This window comes from Photobacterium lucens, assembly GCF_009873615.1.
Taxonomy (GTDB): domain Bacteria; phylum Pseudomonadota; class Gammaproteobacteria; order Enterobacterales; family Vibrionaceae; genus Photobacterium; species Photobacterium lucens.
Genome location: NZ_SSMG01000308.1, coordinates 20,751 through 32,748 on the forward strand (window position 1 = coordinate 20,751; position 11,998 = coordinate 32,748).

The 11,998-nt window shown below is 44.8% G+C and carries 26 protein-coding genes; all 26 read right to left on the bottom strand.

The features are described from left to right. Positions 1 to 16: 16 nt before the first annotated feature. Positions 17 to 130, bottom strand: a complete 114-nt coding sequence (rpmJ, locus tag E5A76_RS13325; RefSeq protein ID WP_000868186.1) for a 50S ribosomal protein L36 — start codon at positions 128 to 130, stop codon at positions 17 to 19. Positions 131 to 159: 29 nt separating this feature from the next. Further along, a complete protein-coding gene (gene secY / locus E5A76_RS13330) occupies positions 160 to 1,485 on the bottom strand; it encodes a preprotein translocase subunit SecY (protein ID WP_005370968.1) in 1,326 nt (441 codons plus the stop codon). A gap of 22 nt (positions 1,486 to 1,507) precedes the next feature. Further along, positions 1,508 to 1,942, bottom strand: a complete 435-nt coding sequence (rplO, locus tag E5A76_RS13335) for a 50S ribosomal protein L15 (protein WP_008988075.1) — start codon at positions 1,940 to 1,942, stop codon at positions 1,508 to 1,510. A gap of 5 nt (positions 1,943 to 1,947) precedes the next feature. Further along, positions 1,948 to 2,127 carry a 50S ribosomal protein L30 gene (gene rpmD / locus E5A76_RS13340; RefSeq protein WP_005302823.1) on the bottom strand — a complete coding sequence of 60 codons (180 nt, stop codon included), beginning with the start codon at positions 2,125 to 2,127 and terminating at the stop codon, positions 1,948 to 1,950. A gap of 5 nt (positions 2,128 to 2,132) precedes the next feature. Continuing rightward, positions 2,133 to 2,630 carry a 30S ribosomal protein S5 gene (gene rpsE / locus E5A76_RS13345; RefSeq protein WP_008988076.1) on the bottom strand — a complete coding sequence of 166 codons (498 nt, stop codon included), beginning with the start codon at positions 2,628 to 2,630 and terminating at the stop codon, positions 2,133 to 2,135. 12 nt (positions 2,631 to 2,642) lie between these two features. Beyond that, a complete protein-coding gene (gene rplR / locus E5A76_RS13350; RefSeq protein ID WP_008988077.1) occupies positions 2,643 to 2,996 on the bottom strand; it encodes a 50S ribosomal protein L18 in 354 nt (117 codons plus the stop codon). Positions 2,997 to 3,005: 9 nt separating this feature from the next. Then, positions 3,006 to 3,539 carry a 50S ribosomal protein L6 gene (gene rplF, locus E5A76_RS13355; RefSeq protein ID WP_053987240.1) on the bottom strand — a complete coding sequence of 178 codons (534 nt, stop codon included), beginning with the start codon at positions 3,537 to 3,539 and terminating at the stop codon, positions 3,006 to 3,008. 12 nt (positions 3,540 to 3,551) lie between these two features. After that, positions 3,552 to 3,944 (bottom strand): 30S ribosomal protein S8, encoded by a 393-nt coding sequence (gene rpsH / locus E5A76_RS13360; protein WP_008988079.1) that lies wholly within the window; start codon positions 3,942 to 3,944, stop codon positions 3,552 to 3,554. 36 nt (positions 3,945 to 3,980) lie between these two features. After that, positions 3,981 to 4,286 carry a 30S ribosomal protein S14 gene (rpsN, locus tag E5A76_RS13365; protein ID WP_005370985.1) on the bottom strand — a complete coding sequence of 102 codons (306 nt, stop codon included), beginning with the start codon at positions 4,284 to 4,286 and terminating at the stop codon, positions 3,981 to 3,983. Between the two features lie 15 nt (positions 4,287 to 4,301). Continuing rightward, the gene (gene rplE, locus E5A76_RS13370) at positions 4,302 to 4,841 is read right to left on the bottom strand and encodes a 50S ribosomal protein L5 (RefSeq protein ID WP_005370989.1); all 540 of its coding nucleotides are present in this window, start codon (positions 4,839 to 4,841) and stop codon (positions 4,302 to 4,304) included. Positions 4,842 to 4,856: 15 nt separating this feature from the next. Further along, on the bottom strand, positions 4,857 to 5,168 hold the full coding sequence (gene rplX / locus E5A76_RS13375; RefSeq protein WP_045084935.1) for a 50S ribosomal protein L24: 312 nt from the start codon (positions 5,166 to 5,168) through the stop codon (positions 4,857 to 4,859). Between the two features lie 12 nt (positions 5,169 to 5,180). Continuing rightward, positions 5,181 to 5,552 (bottom strand): 50S ribosomal protein L14, encoded by a 372-nt coding sequence (gene rplN / locus E5A76_RS13380; protein ID WP_053987239.1) that lies wholly within the window; start codon positions 5,550 to 5,552, stop codon positions 5,181 to 5,183. 167 nt (positions 5,553 to 5,719) lie between these two features. After that, complete coding sequence (rpsQ, locus tag E5A76_RS13385) at positions 5,720 to 5,974, bottom strand: 30S ribosomal protein S17 (RefSeq protein ID WP_053987238.1); 255 nt, start codon at positions 5,972 to 5,974, stop codon at positions 5,720 to 5,722. Next, the gene (gene rpmC / locus E5A76_RS13390) at positions 5,974 to 6,165 is read right to left on the bottom strand and encodes a 50S ribosomal protein L29 (RefSeq protein WP_008988082.1); all 192 of its coding nucleotides are present in this window, start codon (positions 6,163 to 6,165) and stop codon (positions 5,974 to 5,976) included. Before rpmC ends, rpsQ begins: the two co-directional genes overlap by 1 nt. Further along, entirely contained in the window at positions 6,165 to 6,575 is a 411-nt protein-coding gene (gene rplP, locus E5A76_RS13395; protein WP_005371000.1) for a 50S ribosomal protein L16, read from the bottom strand. The genes rpmC and rplP overlap by 1 nt, the downstream gene beginning before the upstream one ends. An 11-nt stretch (positions 6,576 to 6,586) precedes the next feature. Beyond that, positions 6,587 to 7,285 carry a 30S ribosomal protein S3 gene (rpsC, locus tag E5A76_RS13400; RefSeq protein WP_053987237.1) on the bottom strand — a complete coding sequence of 233 codons (699 nt, stop codon included), beginning with the start codon at positions 7,283 to 7,285 and terminating at the stop codon, positions 6,587 to 6,589. Between the two features lie 19 nt (positions 7,286 to 7,304). Next, a complete protein-coding gene (rplV, locus tag E5A76_RS13405; RefSeq protein ID WP_005302797.1) occupies positions 7,305 to 7,637 on the bottom strand; it encodes a 50S ribosomal protein L22 in 333 nt (110 codons plus the stop codon). Between the two features lie 10 nt (positions 7,638 to 7,647). Then, positions 7,648 to 7,926 (bottom strand): 30S ribosomal protein S19, encoded by a 279-nt coding sequence (gene rpsS, locus E5A76_RS13410; protein WP_005302795.1) that lies wholly within the window; start codon positions 7,924 to 7,926, stop codon positions 7,648 to 7,650. Between the two features lie 18 nt (positions 7,927 to 7,944). Beyond that, positions 7,945 to 8,769: a 50S ribosomal protein L2 gene (rplB, locus tag E5A76_RS13415; RefSeq protein ID WP_053987236.1), complete on the bottom strand. Its 825-nt coding sequence runs from the start codon at positions 8,767 to 8,769 to the stop codon at positions 7,945 to 7,947. A gap of 18 nt (positions 8,770 to 8,787) precedes the next feature. Beyond that, a complete protein-coding gene (gene rplW, locus E5A76_RS13420; RefSeq protein WP_005370910.1) occupies positions 8,788 to 9,090 on the bottom strand; it encodes a 50S ribosomal protein L23 in 303 nt (100 codons plus the stop codon). After that, positions 9,087 to 9,689: a 50S ribosomal protein L4 gene (gene rplD, locus E5A76_RS13425; protein ID WP_053987235.1), complete on the bottom strand. Its 603-nt coding sequence runs from the start codon at positions 9,687 to 9,689 to the stop codon at positions 9,087 to 9,089. Before rplD ends, rplW begins: the two co-directional genes overlap by 4 nt. Before the next feature lie 16 nt (positions 9,690 to 9,705). Next, complete coding sequence (rplC, locus tag E5A76_RS13430; protein WP_008988085.1) at positions 9,706 to 10,335, bottom strand: 50S ribosomal protein L3; 630 nt, start codon at positions 10,333 to 10,335, stop codon at positions 9,706 to 9,708. Positions 10,336 to 10,349: 14 nt separating this feature from the next. Further along, positions 10,350 to 10,661, bottom strand: a complete 312-nt coding sequence (rpsJ, locus tag E5A76_RS13435) for a 30S ribosomal protein S10 (RefSeq protein ID WP_002541412.1) — start codon at positions 10,659 to 10,661, stop codon at positions 10,350 to 10,352. A gap of 368 nt (positions 10,662 to 11,029) precedes the next feature. Continuing rightward, positions 11,030 to 11,506, bottom strand: a complete 477-nt coding sequence (gene bfr, locus E5A76_RS13440) for a bacterioferritin (RefSeq protein WP_161119233.1) — start codon at positions 11,504 to 11,506, stop codon at positions 11,030 to 11,032. A gap of 78 nt (positions 11,507 to 11,584) precedes the next feature. Continuing rightward, the gene (locus tag E5A76_RS13445) at positions 11,585 to 11,773 is read right to left on the bottom strand and encodes a (2Fe-2S)-binding protein (RefSeq protein WP_161117954.1); all 189 of its coding nucleotides are present in this window, start codon (positions 11,771 to 11,773) and stop codon (positions 11,585 to 11,587) included. 148 nt (positions 11,774 to 11,921) lie between these two features. Continuing rightward, positions 11,922 to 11,998 (bottom strand): EF-Tu C-terminal domain-related protein (locus E5A76_RS13450; RefSeq protein WP_449301131.1); only part of this gene is annotated, 77 nt, incomplete at its 5' end.

An 11,998-nucleotide genomic window follows, 5' to 3' on the forward strand; every position in this document is an offset into this window, starting at 1 on the left:
GAAATATTTCTGCTAATTAGCCTTGGCGTTGTTTATGCTTTGGCTCACTGCAAATCACACGCACAACACCGTTGCGCTTGATAACTTTACAGTTACGGCAGATTTTCTTAACGGAAGCACGAACTTTCATTGCTAAACTCCGTAAAATGGAAAACTAACTTAGCGGCCATAGCCTTTAAGGTTAGCCTTTTTCAAAACTGACTCATATTGTTGAGACATCAAATGTGTCTGAACTTGAGCCATGAAATCCATAATAACAACGACTACGATAAGTAGGGAAGTACCGCCAAAATAGAAGCGAACATTCCATGCTATCATCATGAACTCGGGGATCAGACAGATAAACGTAATATACAACGCACCCGCAAGAGTTAAACGTGTCATTACTTTATCTATATATTTTGCGGTCTGTTCACCCGGGCGTATACCAGGTATGAATGCCCCAGACTTCTTCAAGTTATCAGCTGTCTCGCGAGGGTTGAAAACCAACGCAGTATAGAAGAAACAGAAGAATATAATTGCAGCAGCATAAAGCATTACATATAAAGGTTGACCAGGACTTAGAGCAAGTGAGATATCACTTAACCAACCTAGACCTTCACTTTGACCAAACCACTGAGCCAGCGTTCCTGGAAAAAGAATAATACTCGATGCAAAAATTGCTGGAATAACACCTGCCATGTTGATTTTCAACGGTAGGTGTGTGCTTTGCGCAGCAAAAACACGTCGACCTTGTTGGCGTTTAGCGTAGTTAACGACGATACGACGCTGACCACGTTCCATAAACACAACAAAGTAAATAACAGCAAATGATATAACCGCAATTAACAGTAGAAGAAGTACGTGCAATTCACCTTGACGCGCTTGCTCTACGGTCTGTCCAATCGCTGGCGGTAAACCTGCAACGATACCAGTGAAAATAATCAATGAAATACCGTTACCAATACCACGCTCGGTAATTTGCTCACCTAACCACATTAAGAACATGGTGCCAGTAACCAAACTAACCACTGCAACAAAGTAGAAACTAGGGCCTGGATTATGTACAAGCCCTGGAATCATACTTGGTAACCCCGTTGCAATACCAATTGCTTGGAAGGTTGCCAAAACAAGCGTACCGTATCGGGTGTACTGACTAATCTTACGACGGCCAGCCTCACCTTCTTTCTTCAACTCAGCTAATGCTGGATGAACTACTGTTAGCAACTGGACAATAATCGATGCCGAAATATACGGCATAATGCCCAGCGCTAGAATAGAAGCACGCGAGAGTGCACCACCAGAGAACATGTTAAACATTTCAATGATGGTACCCTTTTGCTGTTCGAACAGACTGGCAAGTACAGCAGCGTCAATACCAGGAATAGGAACAAAGGAACCCGCTCTAAATATTAAGATCGCACCTAATACGAATAAAAGGCGTGACTTAAGCTCTGCTAGGCCACCTTGTGCGCTACGAAAATCTTGTCCTGGTTGTTTAGCCATCTGTACCTCATCCTCGAGTTAATTATTCCTCGATTTTACCGCCAGCAGCTTCGATAGCAGCTTTAGCGCCTTTAGTAACGCGTAGGCCTTTCACTGTTACTGAACGAGCGATCTCACCAGAAAGTACAACTTTCACGAACTTAACGTCCTTAGTGATAACATTCGCAGCTTTTAGTGTTTCTAGGCTTACTACGTCACCTTCAACTTTCGCTAGCTCTGCTAGACGAACTTCAGCTGTTACAAGGCTCTTACGTGATGTAAAACCGAATTTTGGTAGACGCTGTTTCAAAGGCATTTGACCGCCTTCGAAGCCTGGACGTACTGAACCACCTGAACGTGATTTCTGACCTTTGTGACCACGGCCACAAGTTTTACCCAGACCTGAACCGATACCACGACCTACGCGCTTCGCAGAAGGCTTAGAACCCGCAGCCGGTGATAGAGTATTCAAACGCATTCTGATTACTCCTCAACTTTAACCATGTAGTAAACTTTGTTGATCATGCCGCGTACGCAGGCAGTATCTTCAAGTTCAACAGTGTGGTTGATGCGACGAAGGCCTAGGCCACGCAAAGTAGCTTTATGCTTCGGTAGACGACCGATAGAGCTCTTTGTTTGGGTTACTTTAATAGTTTTAGCCATGTCGATTACTCCAGAATTTCTTTAACAGAAAGACCACGCTTAGCTGCGATCATTTCTGGAGAGTTCATTCCACTTAGACCGTCAATTGTTGCGCGAACAACGTTGATTGGGTTAGTAGAACCGTATGCTTTAGCTAGAACGTTACGGATACCCGCAACTTCTAGTACTGCACGCATTGCACCACCCGCGATGATACCTGTACCTTCAGACGCTGGTTGCATGTAAACTTTAGAACCAGTGTGAACGCCCTTAACAGGGTGGTATAGAGTACCTTCGTTGATTGCAACTGTAACCATGTTACGGCGTGCTTTTTCCATCGCTTTCTGGATTGCAGCAGGAACTTCACGTGCCTTACCGTAACCAAAACCGATGCGACCGTTACCGTCACCAACAACAGTTAGTGCAGTAAAGCTGAAAATACGACCACCTTTAACCGTTTTTGAAACACGGTTAACAGCGATCAGTTTTTCATGCAAATCTGATTGTGTTTTTTCGTTAGCCATCTTCCGCCTACCTTAGAATTTCAGACCAGCTTCACGAGCAGCTTCTGCTAGTGCAGCGATACGGCCGTGGTATTGGAAACCAGAACGATCGAATGCAACGTTAAGGATGCCTTTTTCAATCGCGCGCTCAGCAATAGCTTTACCTACAGCTGTAGCAGCGTCTTTGTTACCAGTGCTCTTAACTTGCTCACGGATCGCTTTTTCTACGGTAGAAGCGGCTGCGATAACCTCAGAGCCGTTTGGTGCGATTACCTGAGCGTACACGTGACGTGGAGTACGGTGTACAACTAGGCGAGTTGCGCCCAGTTCAGCAATCTTACGACGTGCTCGGGTCGCACGACGGATACGAGATGCTTTCTTATCCATAGTGTTACCTTACTTCTTCTTAGCTTCTTTAGTACGCACAACTTCGTCGGCGTAACGAACACCTTTACCTTTGTAAGGTTCAGGGCTACGGTAAGCGCGAATATCAGCAGCTACTTGACCTACAACCTGCTTATCAGTACCAGTAAGTACGATTTCAGTTTGTGATGGACATTCAGCTTTGATACCTGCTGGAAGTTCGTGCTCAACTGGATGAGAGAAACCTAGAGTTAGAGCTACTGCATTGCCTTTGATAGCAGCACGGTAACCTACACCCTTAAGAGTCAGCTTCTTAGTGAAGCCTTCAGTAACACCAACAACCATGTTGTTAACTAGTGCACGTGCAGTACCTGCTTGTGCCCAAGCTTTTTCGAATCCTTCACGAGGACCGAAAGTAACTTTGTTCTCTTCCAAAGTTAGAACTACTGCTTCGTGGATAGAACGAACTGCTTCGCCCTTACTACCTTTAACAGTAATTTCCTGACCGTTAAGTTTAACTTCTACGCCGGCAGGAATAACTACAGGTGCTTTTGCAACACGAGACATATCCTACTCCTATTATGCTACGTAGCAGATAATCTCACCGCCAAGACCCGCTTTGCGTGCAGCGCGGTCGGTCATTAGACCCTTGGAAGTGGAAACAACAGCAATACCAAGGCCACCCATCACTGATGGTAGCGCATCTTTTTTCTTGTAGATGCGTAGACCAGGACGTGATACACGTTGGATTTGCTCAATAACTGGGTTAGCTTCGAAGTACTTAAGTGTAACTTCTAGCTCAGGCTTAACTTCACCTGTTACAGTGTAGTCAGCCACATAACCTTCTTCTTTTAATAGAGCAGCGATTGCTACTTTAAGCTTAGAAGATGGCATTTTAACAGCAACTTTTTTCGCTGCCTGACCGTTACGAAGACGGGTCAGCATATCCGAAATCGGATCTTGCATGCTCATAAGTTAATACTCCGTGATTCTGAATTGCTTACTGGATTACCAGCTTGCTTTACGTAGACCCGGAATCTCGCCTTTCATGCAAGCTTCACGAACCTTGATACGGCTAAGACCGAACTTACGTAGGTAGCCGTGTGGACGTCCAGTCTGGTTACAGCGATTACGCTGACGAGACTTCGCAGAATCACGTGGTAGTGACTGAAGCTTAAGCACTGCATTCCAGCGATCTTCTTCAGACGCATTCACGTCGCTAATTAGAGCTTTTAGCGCTGCACGCTTTTCAGCGAACTTAGCTACTAGCTTGGCACGTTTAGCTTCGCGTGCCTTCATAGATTCTTTAGCCATTAGTAACCCTTACTTTTACTTACGGAATGGGAAGTTAAAAGCAGACAGCAGAGCTAGAGCTTCTTCGTCAGACTTAGCAGAAGTTGTAACAGTGATGTCTAAACCACGTACACGATCTACTTTATCGAAATCGATTTCTGGGAAGATGATCTGCTCACGAACGCCCATGCTGTAGTTACCACGACCATCGAATGACTTAGGGTTTAAACCACGGAAGTCACGAATACGTGGAACAGCAATTGAAATTAGACGGTCGAAAAAGTCCCACATACGCTCGCCACGTAAGGTTACTTTACAGCCAATAGGGTAGCCCTCACGGATCTTAAAGCCTGCAACTGACTTACGTGCTACAGTGATTAGCGGCTTCTGACCTGAAATTGCAGTCATGTCAGCAGCAGCATTCTCTAGCAGCTTCTTGTCGTTGATAGCTTCGCCCACACCCATGTTAAGTGTGATCTTTTCGATCCTTGGGACTTGCATGATACTCTTGTATTCAAACTTTTCAGAAAGCTCTTTTACAACAGTCTCTTTGTAGTAATCATGCAGTTTCGCCATAGTACTACTCCAAACTTACTTAATAGTTTCGCCAGTCGACTTGAAGAAACGAACTTTTTTGCCGTCTTCAAATCGGAAGCCTACACGGTCCGCTTTACCTTGACCGTTAACGATAGCAACATTAGACGCATCGATAGCAGCTTCCTGCTCAACGATACCGCCCTGAACACCCATTGCCGGAACTGGCTTCTGGTGTTTCTTAACCATGTTGATACCTTCAACGATAACTTTACCGGTTGCTAGAACCTTAGTTACTTTACCAGTCTTGCCTTTGTCTTTACCAGCAAGAATGATAACTTCGTCGTTTTGACGGATTTTAGCTGCCATTATAGTCGCTCCTTAAAGTACTTCTGGCGCTAGTGAAACAATCTTCATGAATTTCGCTGTACGAAGTTCACGAGTCACTGGGCCGAAGATACGAGTACCGATAGGTTGCTCAGTAGTGTTGTTCAACAATACGCAAGCATTACGGTCAAAGCGAATGACAGAGCCATCTTGACGACGAACGCCTTTACGGGTGCGTACAACCACCGCTTTCAGTACATCACCTTTCTTAACTTTACCGCGAGGAATTGCTTCCTTAACAGTAACCTTGATGATGTCACCGATATGTGCATAGCGACGGTGAGAACCACCCAGAACCTTAATACACATTACGCTACGTGCGCCGGAGTTATCCGCTGCATCAAGCATACTTTGCATTTGGATCATGTTAGTGCTCCGCTAATTTTTAAAACATCTAGACCCAATACGAGTCGATATGCCTTTTCTTCAAAGGCGGCGAATAATAACACCATTTTCGACTGATGGGTAGATAAAAAAATGAACGGCCCCAAATTTTTTCGGGGCCGCTAACTTATATAGCTGTTAAGTACGTATTAGATACGTGCTTTTTCAACTACTCGTACCAGTGTCCAAGACTTAGTCTTAGATAGTGGACGACACTCGCGAACCTCAACAGTGTCGCCTAGGCCACACTCGTTGTTTTCGTCATGTGCGTGAAGCTTAGTTGTACGCTTGATGAACTTACCGTAGATTGGGTGTTTCACCATACGCTCAATAGCAACAACAATAGACTTATCGCCCTTGTCGCTAACTACACGACCAAGCTGAGTACGGATTTTCTCGCTCATTATGCGCCAGCCTTCTCAGTCAGAACGGTTTTAACACGTGCGATATCACGACGTACAGTTTTTAGGTTGTGAGTCTGCTGTAGCTGACCAGTTGCAGCTTGCATACGCAAGTTGAACTGTTCGCGAAGTAGATTCACAAGCTCTGCATTCAGTTCTTCAACGCTTTTCGCGCGTAGATCTTGTGCATTCATCACATCACCGCCTTAATTACGAATGTTGTTTTGATTGGTAGCTTACGTGCAGCAAGGTTAAATGCTTCACGTGCTAGAGATTCAGAAACACCATTCATTTCGTATAGAACTTTACCTGGTTGAACTTGAGCAACCCAGTATGCCACACTACCCTTACCTTTACCTTGACGAACTTCAAGAGGCTTAGATGTGATTGGTTTGTCTGGGAATACACGAATCCAGATTTGGCCCTGACGTTTGATATGACGAGTCATAGCACGACGTGCAGCTTCGATTTGACGAGCTGTTAGGCGACCACGGCCTACAGCTTTAAGACCAAATTGACCAAAGCTTACTTCAGTACCGTTCGCTAGACCGCGGTTACGACCTTTAAAGGCCTTGCGGAATTTAGTGCGTTTTGGTTGCAGCATCAATAAACTCCTTATTTACGGCTTTTGCGCTGCTTCTTAGGCTTGTCAGCCTTTGGCTCTACTGCGTTAGCAGCTGGCATACCGCCTAGAACTTCACCTTTGAAGATCCAAACTTTAACGCCGATAACACCGTATTGGGTGTGAGCCGAAGAAGTTGCGTAATCAATGTCAGCACGTAGAGTGTGTAGAGGCACACGGCCTTCACGGTACCACTCAGTACGTGCGATTTCAGCGCCGCCTAGACGACCGCTTACTTCAACTTTGATACCTTTAGCGCCAAGACGCATAGCGTTCTGAACTGCACGCTTCATAGCGCGACGGAACATAACACGACGCTCTAGCTGAGACGCGATGCTGTCTGCTACTAGTTGACCGTCTAGTTCTGGCTTACGTACTTCAGCGATGTTGATCTGAGCTGGAACGCCCGCGATCTTCGCAACTGCTGCACGTAGTTTCTCTACGTCTTCACCTTTCTTACCGATTACTACGCCTGGACGAGCAGTGTGGATAGTCACACGGATGCTCTTAGCAGGACGCTCGATAACGATGCGTGATAGAGATGCTTTTGCTAGTTCCTTAGTAAGGAACTGGCGTACCTTGAAATCGCCGTCTAGGTTGTCAGCGAACTCTTGGCTGTTAGCAAACCAAGTGGTATTCCAAGGCTTAACGATGCCTAAACGAATACCATTAGGATGTACTTTCTGACCCATTGCTTTCTCTCCTAGTCTCTTAGCGGTCTGCTACAACAACAGTGATGTGGCTAGAACGCTTCAAGATGCGATCGGCACGGCCTTTTGCACGAGGCATAATACGCTTCATGGTAGGACCTTCGTCAACGAAGATTTTAGCAACATTAAGATCATCAATGTCTGCACCTTCGTTGTGTTCTGCGTTAGCGATAGCTGACTCTAGAACTTTCTTGATTAAATCAGCAGCTTTTTTGTTGCTGAAGTTTAGAATTTCTAGAGCTTGAGCAACTGGCTTACCGCGCAGTTGATCTGCAACCAAACGAGCTTTTTGCGGCGAAATGCGAGCAAAGCGATGTTTAGCGATAGCTTCCATTACCTACTCCTTAGCGCTTTTTAGCTTTCTTATCCGCAGCGTGGCCACGGTAAGTGCGTGTTGGTGCAAATTCGCCTAGCTTGTGACCGATCATTTCTTCAGAAACGAAAACAGGTACGTGCTGACGACCATTATGGACAGCGATGGTCAAACCGATCATCTGAGGGATGATCATTGAGCGACGGGACCAAGTCTTAACAGGCTTCTTGTCACCGCTTTCCAACGCTTTCTCTACCTTCTTCAGCAAGTGTAGGTCAATAAATGGACCTTTCTTGAGAGAACGTGGCATGGCGTATCCTCTTTATAATTACTTGTTACGACGACGTACGATGTACTTGTCGGTACGCTTGTTCTTACGAGTCTTGTAACCCTTAGTTGGAACACCCCAAGGTGTAACTGGGTGACGACCGCCTGATGTACGACCTTCACCACCACCGTGTGGGTGATCTACTGGGTTCATTACAACACCACGTACAGTTGGACGAACACCGCGCCAGCGGTTAGCACCAGCTTTACCTAGCTCGCGTAGCATGTGTTCAGCATTACCAACTTCACCTAGAGTCGCACGACCTTCAGCAAGAACTTTACGCATTTCACCAGAACGTAGACGTAGAGTCACATATGTGCCTGCACGTGCAATGATCTGAGCGTATGCACCAGCTGAACGAGCCAGCTGAGCACCTTTACCAGGCTTAAGTTCAACACAGTGTACTGTTGAACCTACTGGGATGTTGCGCATTGGTAGAGTGTTACCAACTTTGATTGCAGCATCTTCGCCAGACTGGATCATATCACCAGCTTGTAGACCTTTAGGTGCAATGATGTAGCGGCGCTCACCGTCTTTGTAAAGAACTAGAGCAATGTTTGCGCTACGGTTTGGATCGTATTCTAGACGCTCAACTTTCGCTGGGATGCCATCTTTAGTACGTTTGAAGTCGATTAGACGGTAATGTTGTTTGTTACCACCACCGATGTGACGTACTGTGATACGACCGTTATTGTTACGACCACCAGTCTTAGAGTTTTTCTCTAGTAGTGGTGCGTACGGCTTACCCTTATGCAGGTCAGAGTTAACCACTTTAACTACGTGGCGACGACCTGGGGAAGTCGGCTTACATTTTACAATAGCCATTCTTCTTTGCTCCTAGCCTTACTCTGCACTACCAGCGAAGTCGATGTCTTGACCTTCTTTCAAGATAACGTACGCTTTCTTCACGTCTGAACGACGGCCTTGGCGCATACCTTGACGCTTGGTCTTACCCTTAGTGATAAGAGTATTTACAGACTTAACTTCAACCTCGAACAGTTTCTCAACTGCTGCTTTGATCTCTTTCTTAGTTGCTGTCAATGCTACTTTGAAAACGATAGTGTTAGCGTTTTCTGCAGCCATTGATGCTTTTTCAGAGATGTGCGGAGCACGTAGAACTTTTAAAATACGCTCTTCAGTGATCATGCTAGCATCTCCTCAACTGCTTTAACTGCTGCTGCAGTCATAACAACTTTATCGAAAGCGATTAAGCTAACTGGATCGATTGCCTTCGCATCACGTACGTCTACTTTGTATAGGTTACGTGCTGCTAGGAATAGATTTTCTTCTAGCTCACCAGTTACGATTAGTGCATCAGTTAGCTCAAGCTCTTTAAGCTTAGCTACTAGTGCTTTTGTCTTTGGTGCTTCTAGAGCAAAGTTATCAACAACGATTAGACGCTCTTGACGAACTAGCTCAGAAAGAATGCTCTTCATAGCACCGCGGTACATTTTCTTGTTTACTTTTTGGCTGTGATCCTGAGGACGAGCAGCGAAAGTAACACCACCAGTACGCCATAGCGGACTGCGGATTGTACCTGCACGAGCGCGACCAGTACCTTTCTGACGCCATGGCTTAGCGCCACCGCCAGAAACGTCTGAACGAGTCTTCTGAGCACGAGTACCCTGACGAGCACCTGCTGCAAAAGCAACAACTACTTGGTGTACAAGCGCTTCATTGAAATCACGCCCAAAAGTAGTTTCGGAGACAGTTAGCGCGTCAGCGCCTTTGACTACCAATTCCATTACTAACTCCTCGACGTTACGCTTTAACAGCTGGTTTAACGATCACGTTGCCGCCAGTTGCGCCAGGGACTGCACCTTTGATAAGAAGCAGATTGCGCTCAGCGTCAACACGTACGATCTCTAGGTTTTGAGTCGTTACACGCTCAGCACCCATGTGACCAGCCATTTTCTTGCCTTTAAATACGCGACCTGGAGTTTGACATTGGCCAATTGAACCCGGAGCACGGTGAGACAAGGAGTTACCATGTGTCATATCTTGAGTACGGAAGTTCCAGCGCTTAACAGCACCTTGGAAACCTTTACCCTTAGATGTACCAGTAACGTCTACTTTTTTGATATCGTTGAATAGTTCAACATTTAGCTCAGCGCCAACTGCAAACTCTTCACTGTTTTCTAGACGGAATTCCCAAAGACCGCGACCAGCTTCTACACCTGCTTTCGCAAAGTGACCAGCTTCAGGCTTAGATACGCGGTTAGCTTTCTTAGAACCAGTTGTTACTTGAATAGCGTTGTAGCCGTCAGTTTCTACAGATTTAACCTGAGTAACGCGGTTAGCTTCAACTTCAACAACAGTAACTGGAATAGAAACGCCATCTTCGGTAAAGATGCGGGTCATGCCCACTTTACGACCGATTAGACCAATCATTCTCTTATTCTCCCTTAACCTAGGCTGATCTGTACGTCAACGCCAGCAGCTAGATCTAGACGCATAAGAGCATCAACAGTTTTGTCTGTAGGCTCAACGATGTCGATAAGGCGCTTGTGAGTACGGATTTCGTACTGGTCACGTGCGTCCTTATTAACGTGTGGAGAAATAAGAACAGTGAAACGCTCTTTGCGAGTTGGTAGAGGGATTGGACCCTTAACCTGTGCGCCAGTACGCTTAGCTGTTTCAACGATTTCCGCAGTTGACTGATCGATCAGACGGTGATCGAACGCCTTTAGGCGGATACGAATACGTTGGTTCTGCATTAGACAGAGCTCCAAATAAAAATTACACAAACAATATCGCCACTCACGCTCGTAAGGACGAGGGAATGTCGATTGATTTATGTGAACGTAGCATCCCTATCGGATGCATTGTCAGTCAATTTAATGACTGCGAACATAAGTCAGAGTATTCATTATGAAACATACTCGGTTAAACCTGCAGTATATCTCTCCTCAACGCTTATTGGTTCACAACTGCACTTACGAGACTTACTCTCGGGCAGTGGCGAGCATTATACAGATCACATTATTGAATACAAGCCTTGTTTAATCCTTAGGCAGAAATAATTCTATAATCCTTTAATATCAGATAATTATATTTTGAAAATAATTCAATATAATGACAACTATCACCCTTCATCAACAATCTGAGCCTGATTATAGTTTTCGATCCCCATCATCTTGATCAGACCCAACTGGGTTTCTAACCAATCAACATGCTCTTCCTCATCATCGAGAATAGTCAAAAACAGATCTCGTGACACATAATCACGAATATTTTCTGCATAAGCGATAGCATCTCGCAGATCTGGAATCGCATCCATTTCCAGTGCTAAATCGCATTCCAACATTTCTTTTGTATCTTCACCTATATTCAATTTGCCAAGATCTTGCAGATTAGGAAGTCCTTCCAAAAACAAAATTCGTTCTATCAATAAATCAGCGTGTTTCATTTCATCAATAGATTCATGATATTCCTTATCCGCTAAATGCTTTAGTCCCCAATCTTTATACATCCTTGCATGTAAGAAATATTGGTTAATAGCGATAAGCTCGTTACCAAGAATGGTATTTAGATATTGAATAATTTTTGGATCTGCTTTCATAGACTCTCCCCTATTCATTTTTAAAGAATAGAAGTGCTAGAGCTTGTGTCAAAAGCAAGTGTGTCTGAAATGGAAGATTCAATCATGAATCTTACTTGGTAGAGGAGTGATTGTTTGAAGAATATGTTGAGCTTGCCTAATACATTTACCACATTGAGAGCCCAAAGGCGTTAATTGCCTAAGCACACGAATGTCGGTCACATTAAACTCATTAGCGAGTTTAACGATTTTCTTATCAGATATTGCATGGCATAAGCAAACATACATAACTAATCGTTAAATCTTTGTCAGTCATACTCATTAGCATAGAACCTAATATCAGATTTTGGCTAATGTCGTTATAACTATTGTGATCTTTCAGATACGAAAAAGGGAGCCGAAGCTCCCTTTTTCTGTACGTAAGTACTAAGTGTTATTAAGCAATGATAGTTGCAACAACACCAGCACCAACTGTACGGCCACCTTCACGGATAGCAAAACGTAGACCTTCGT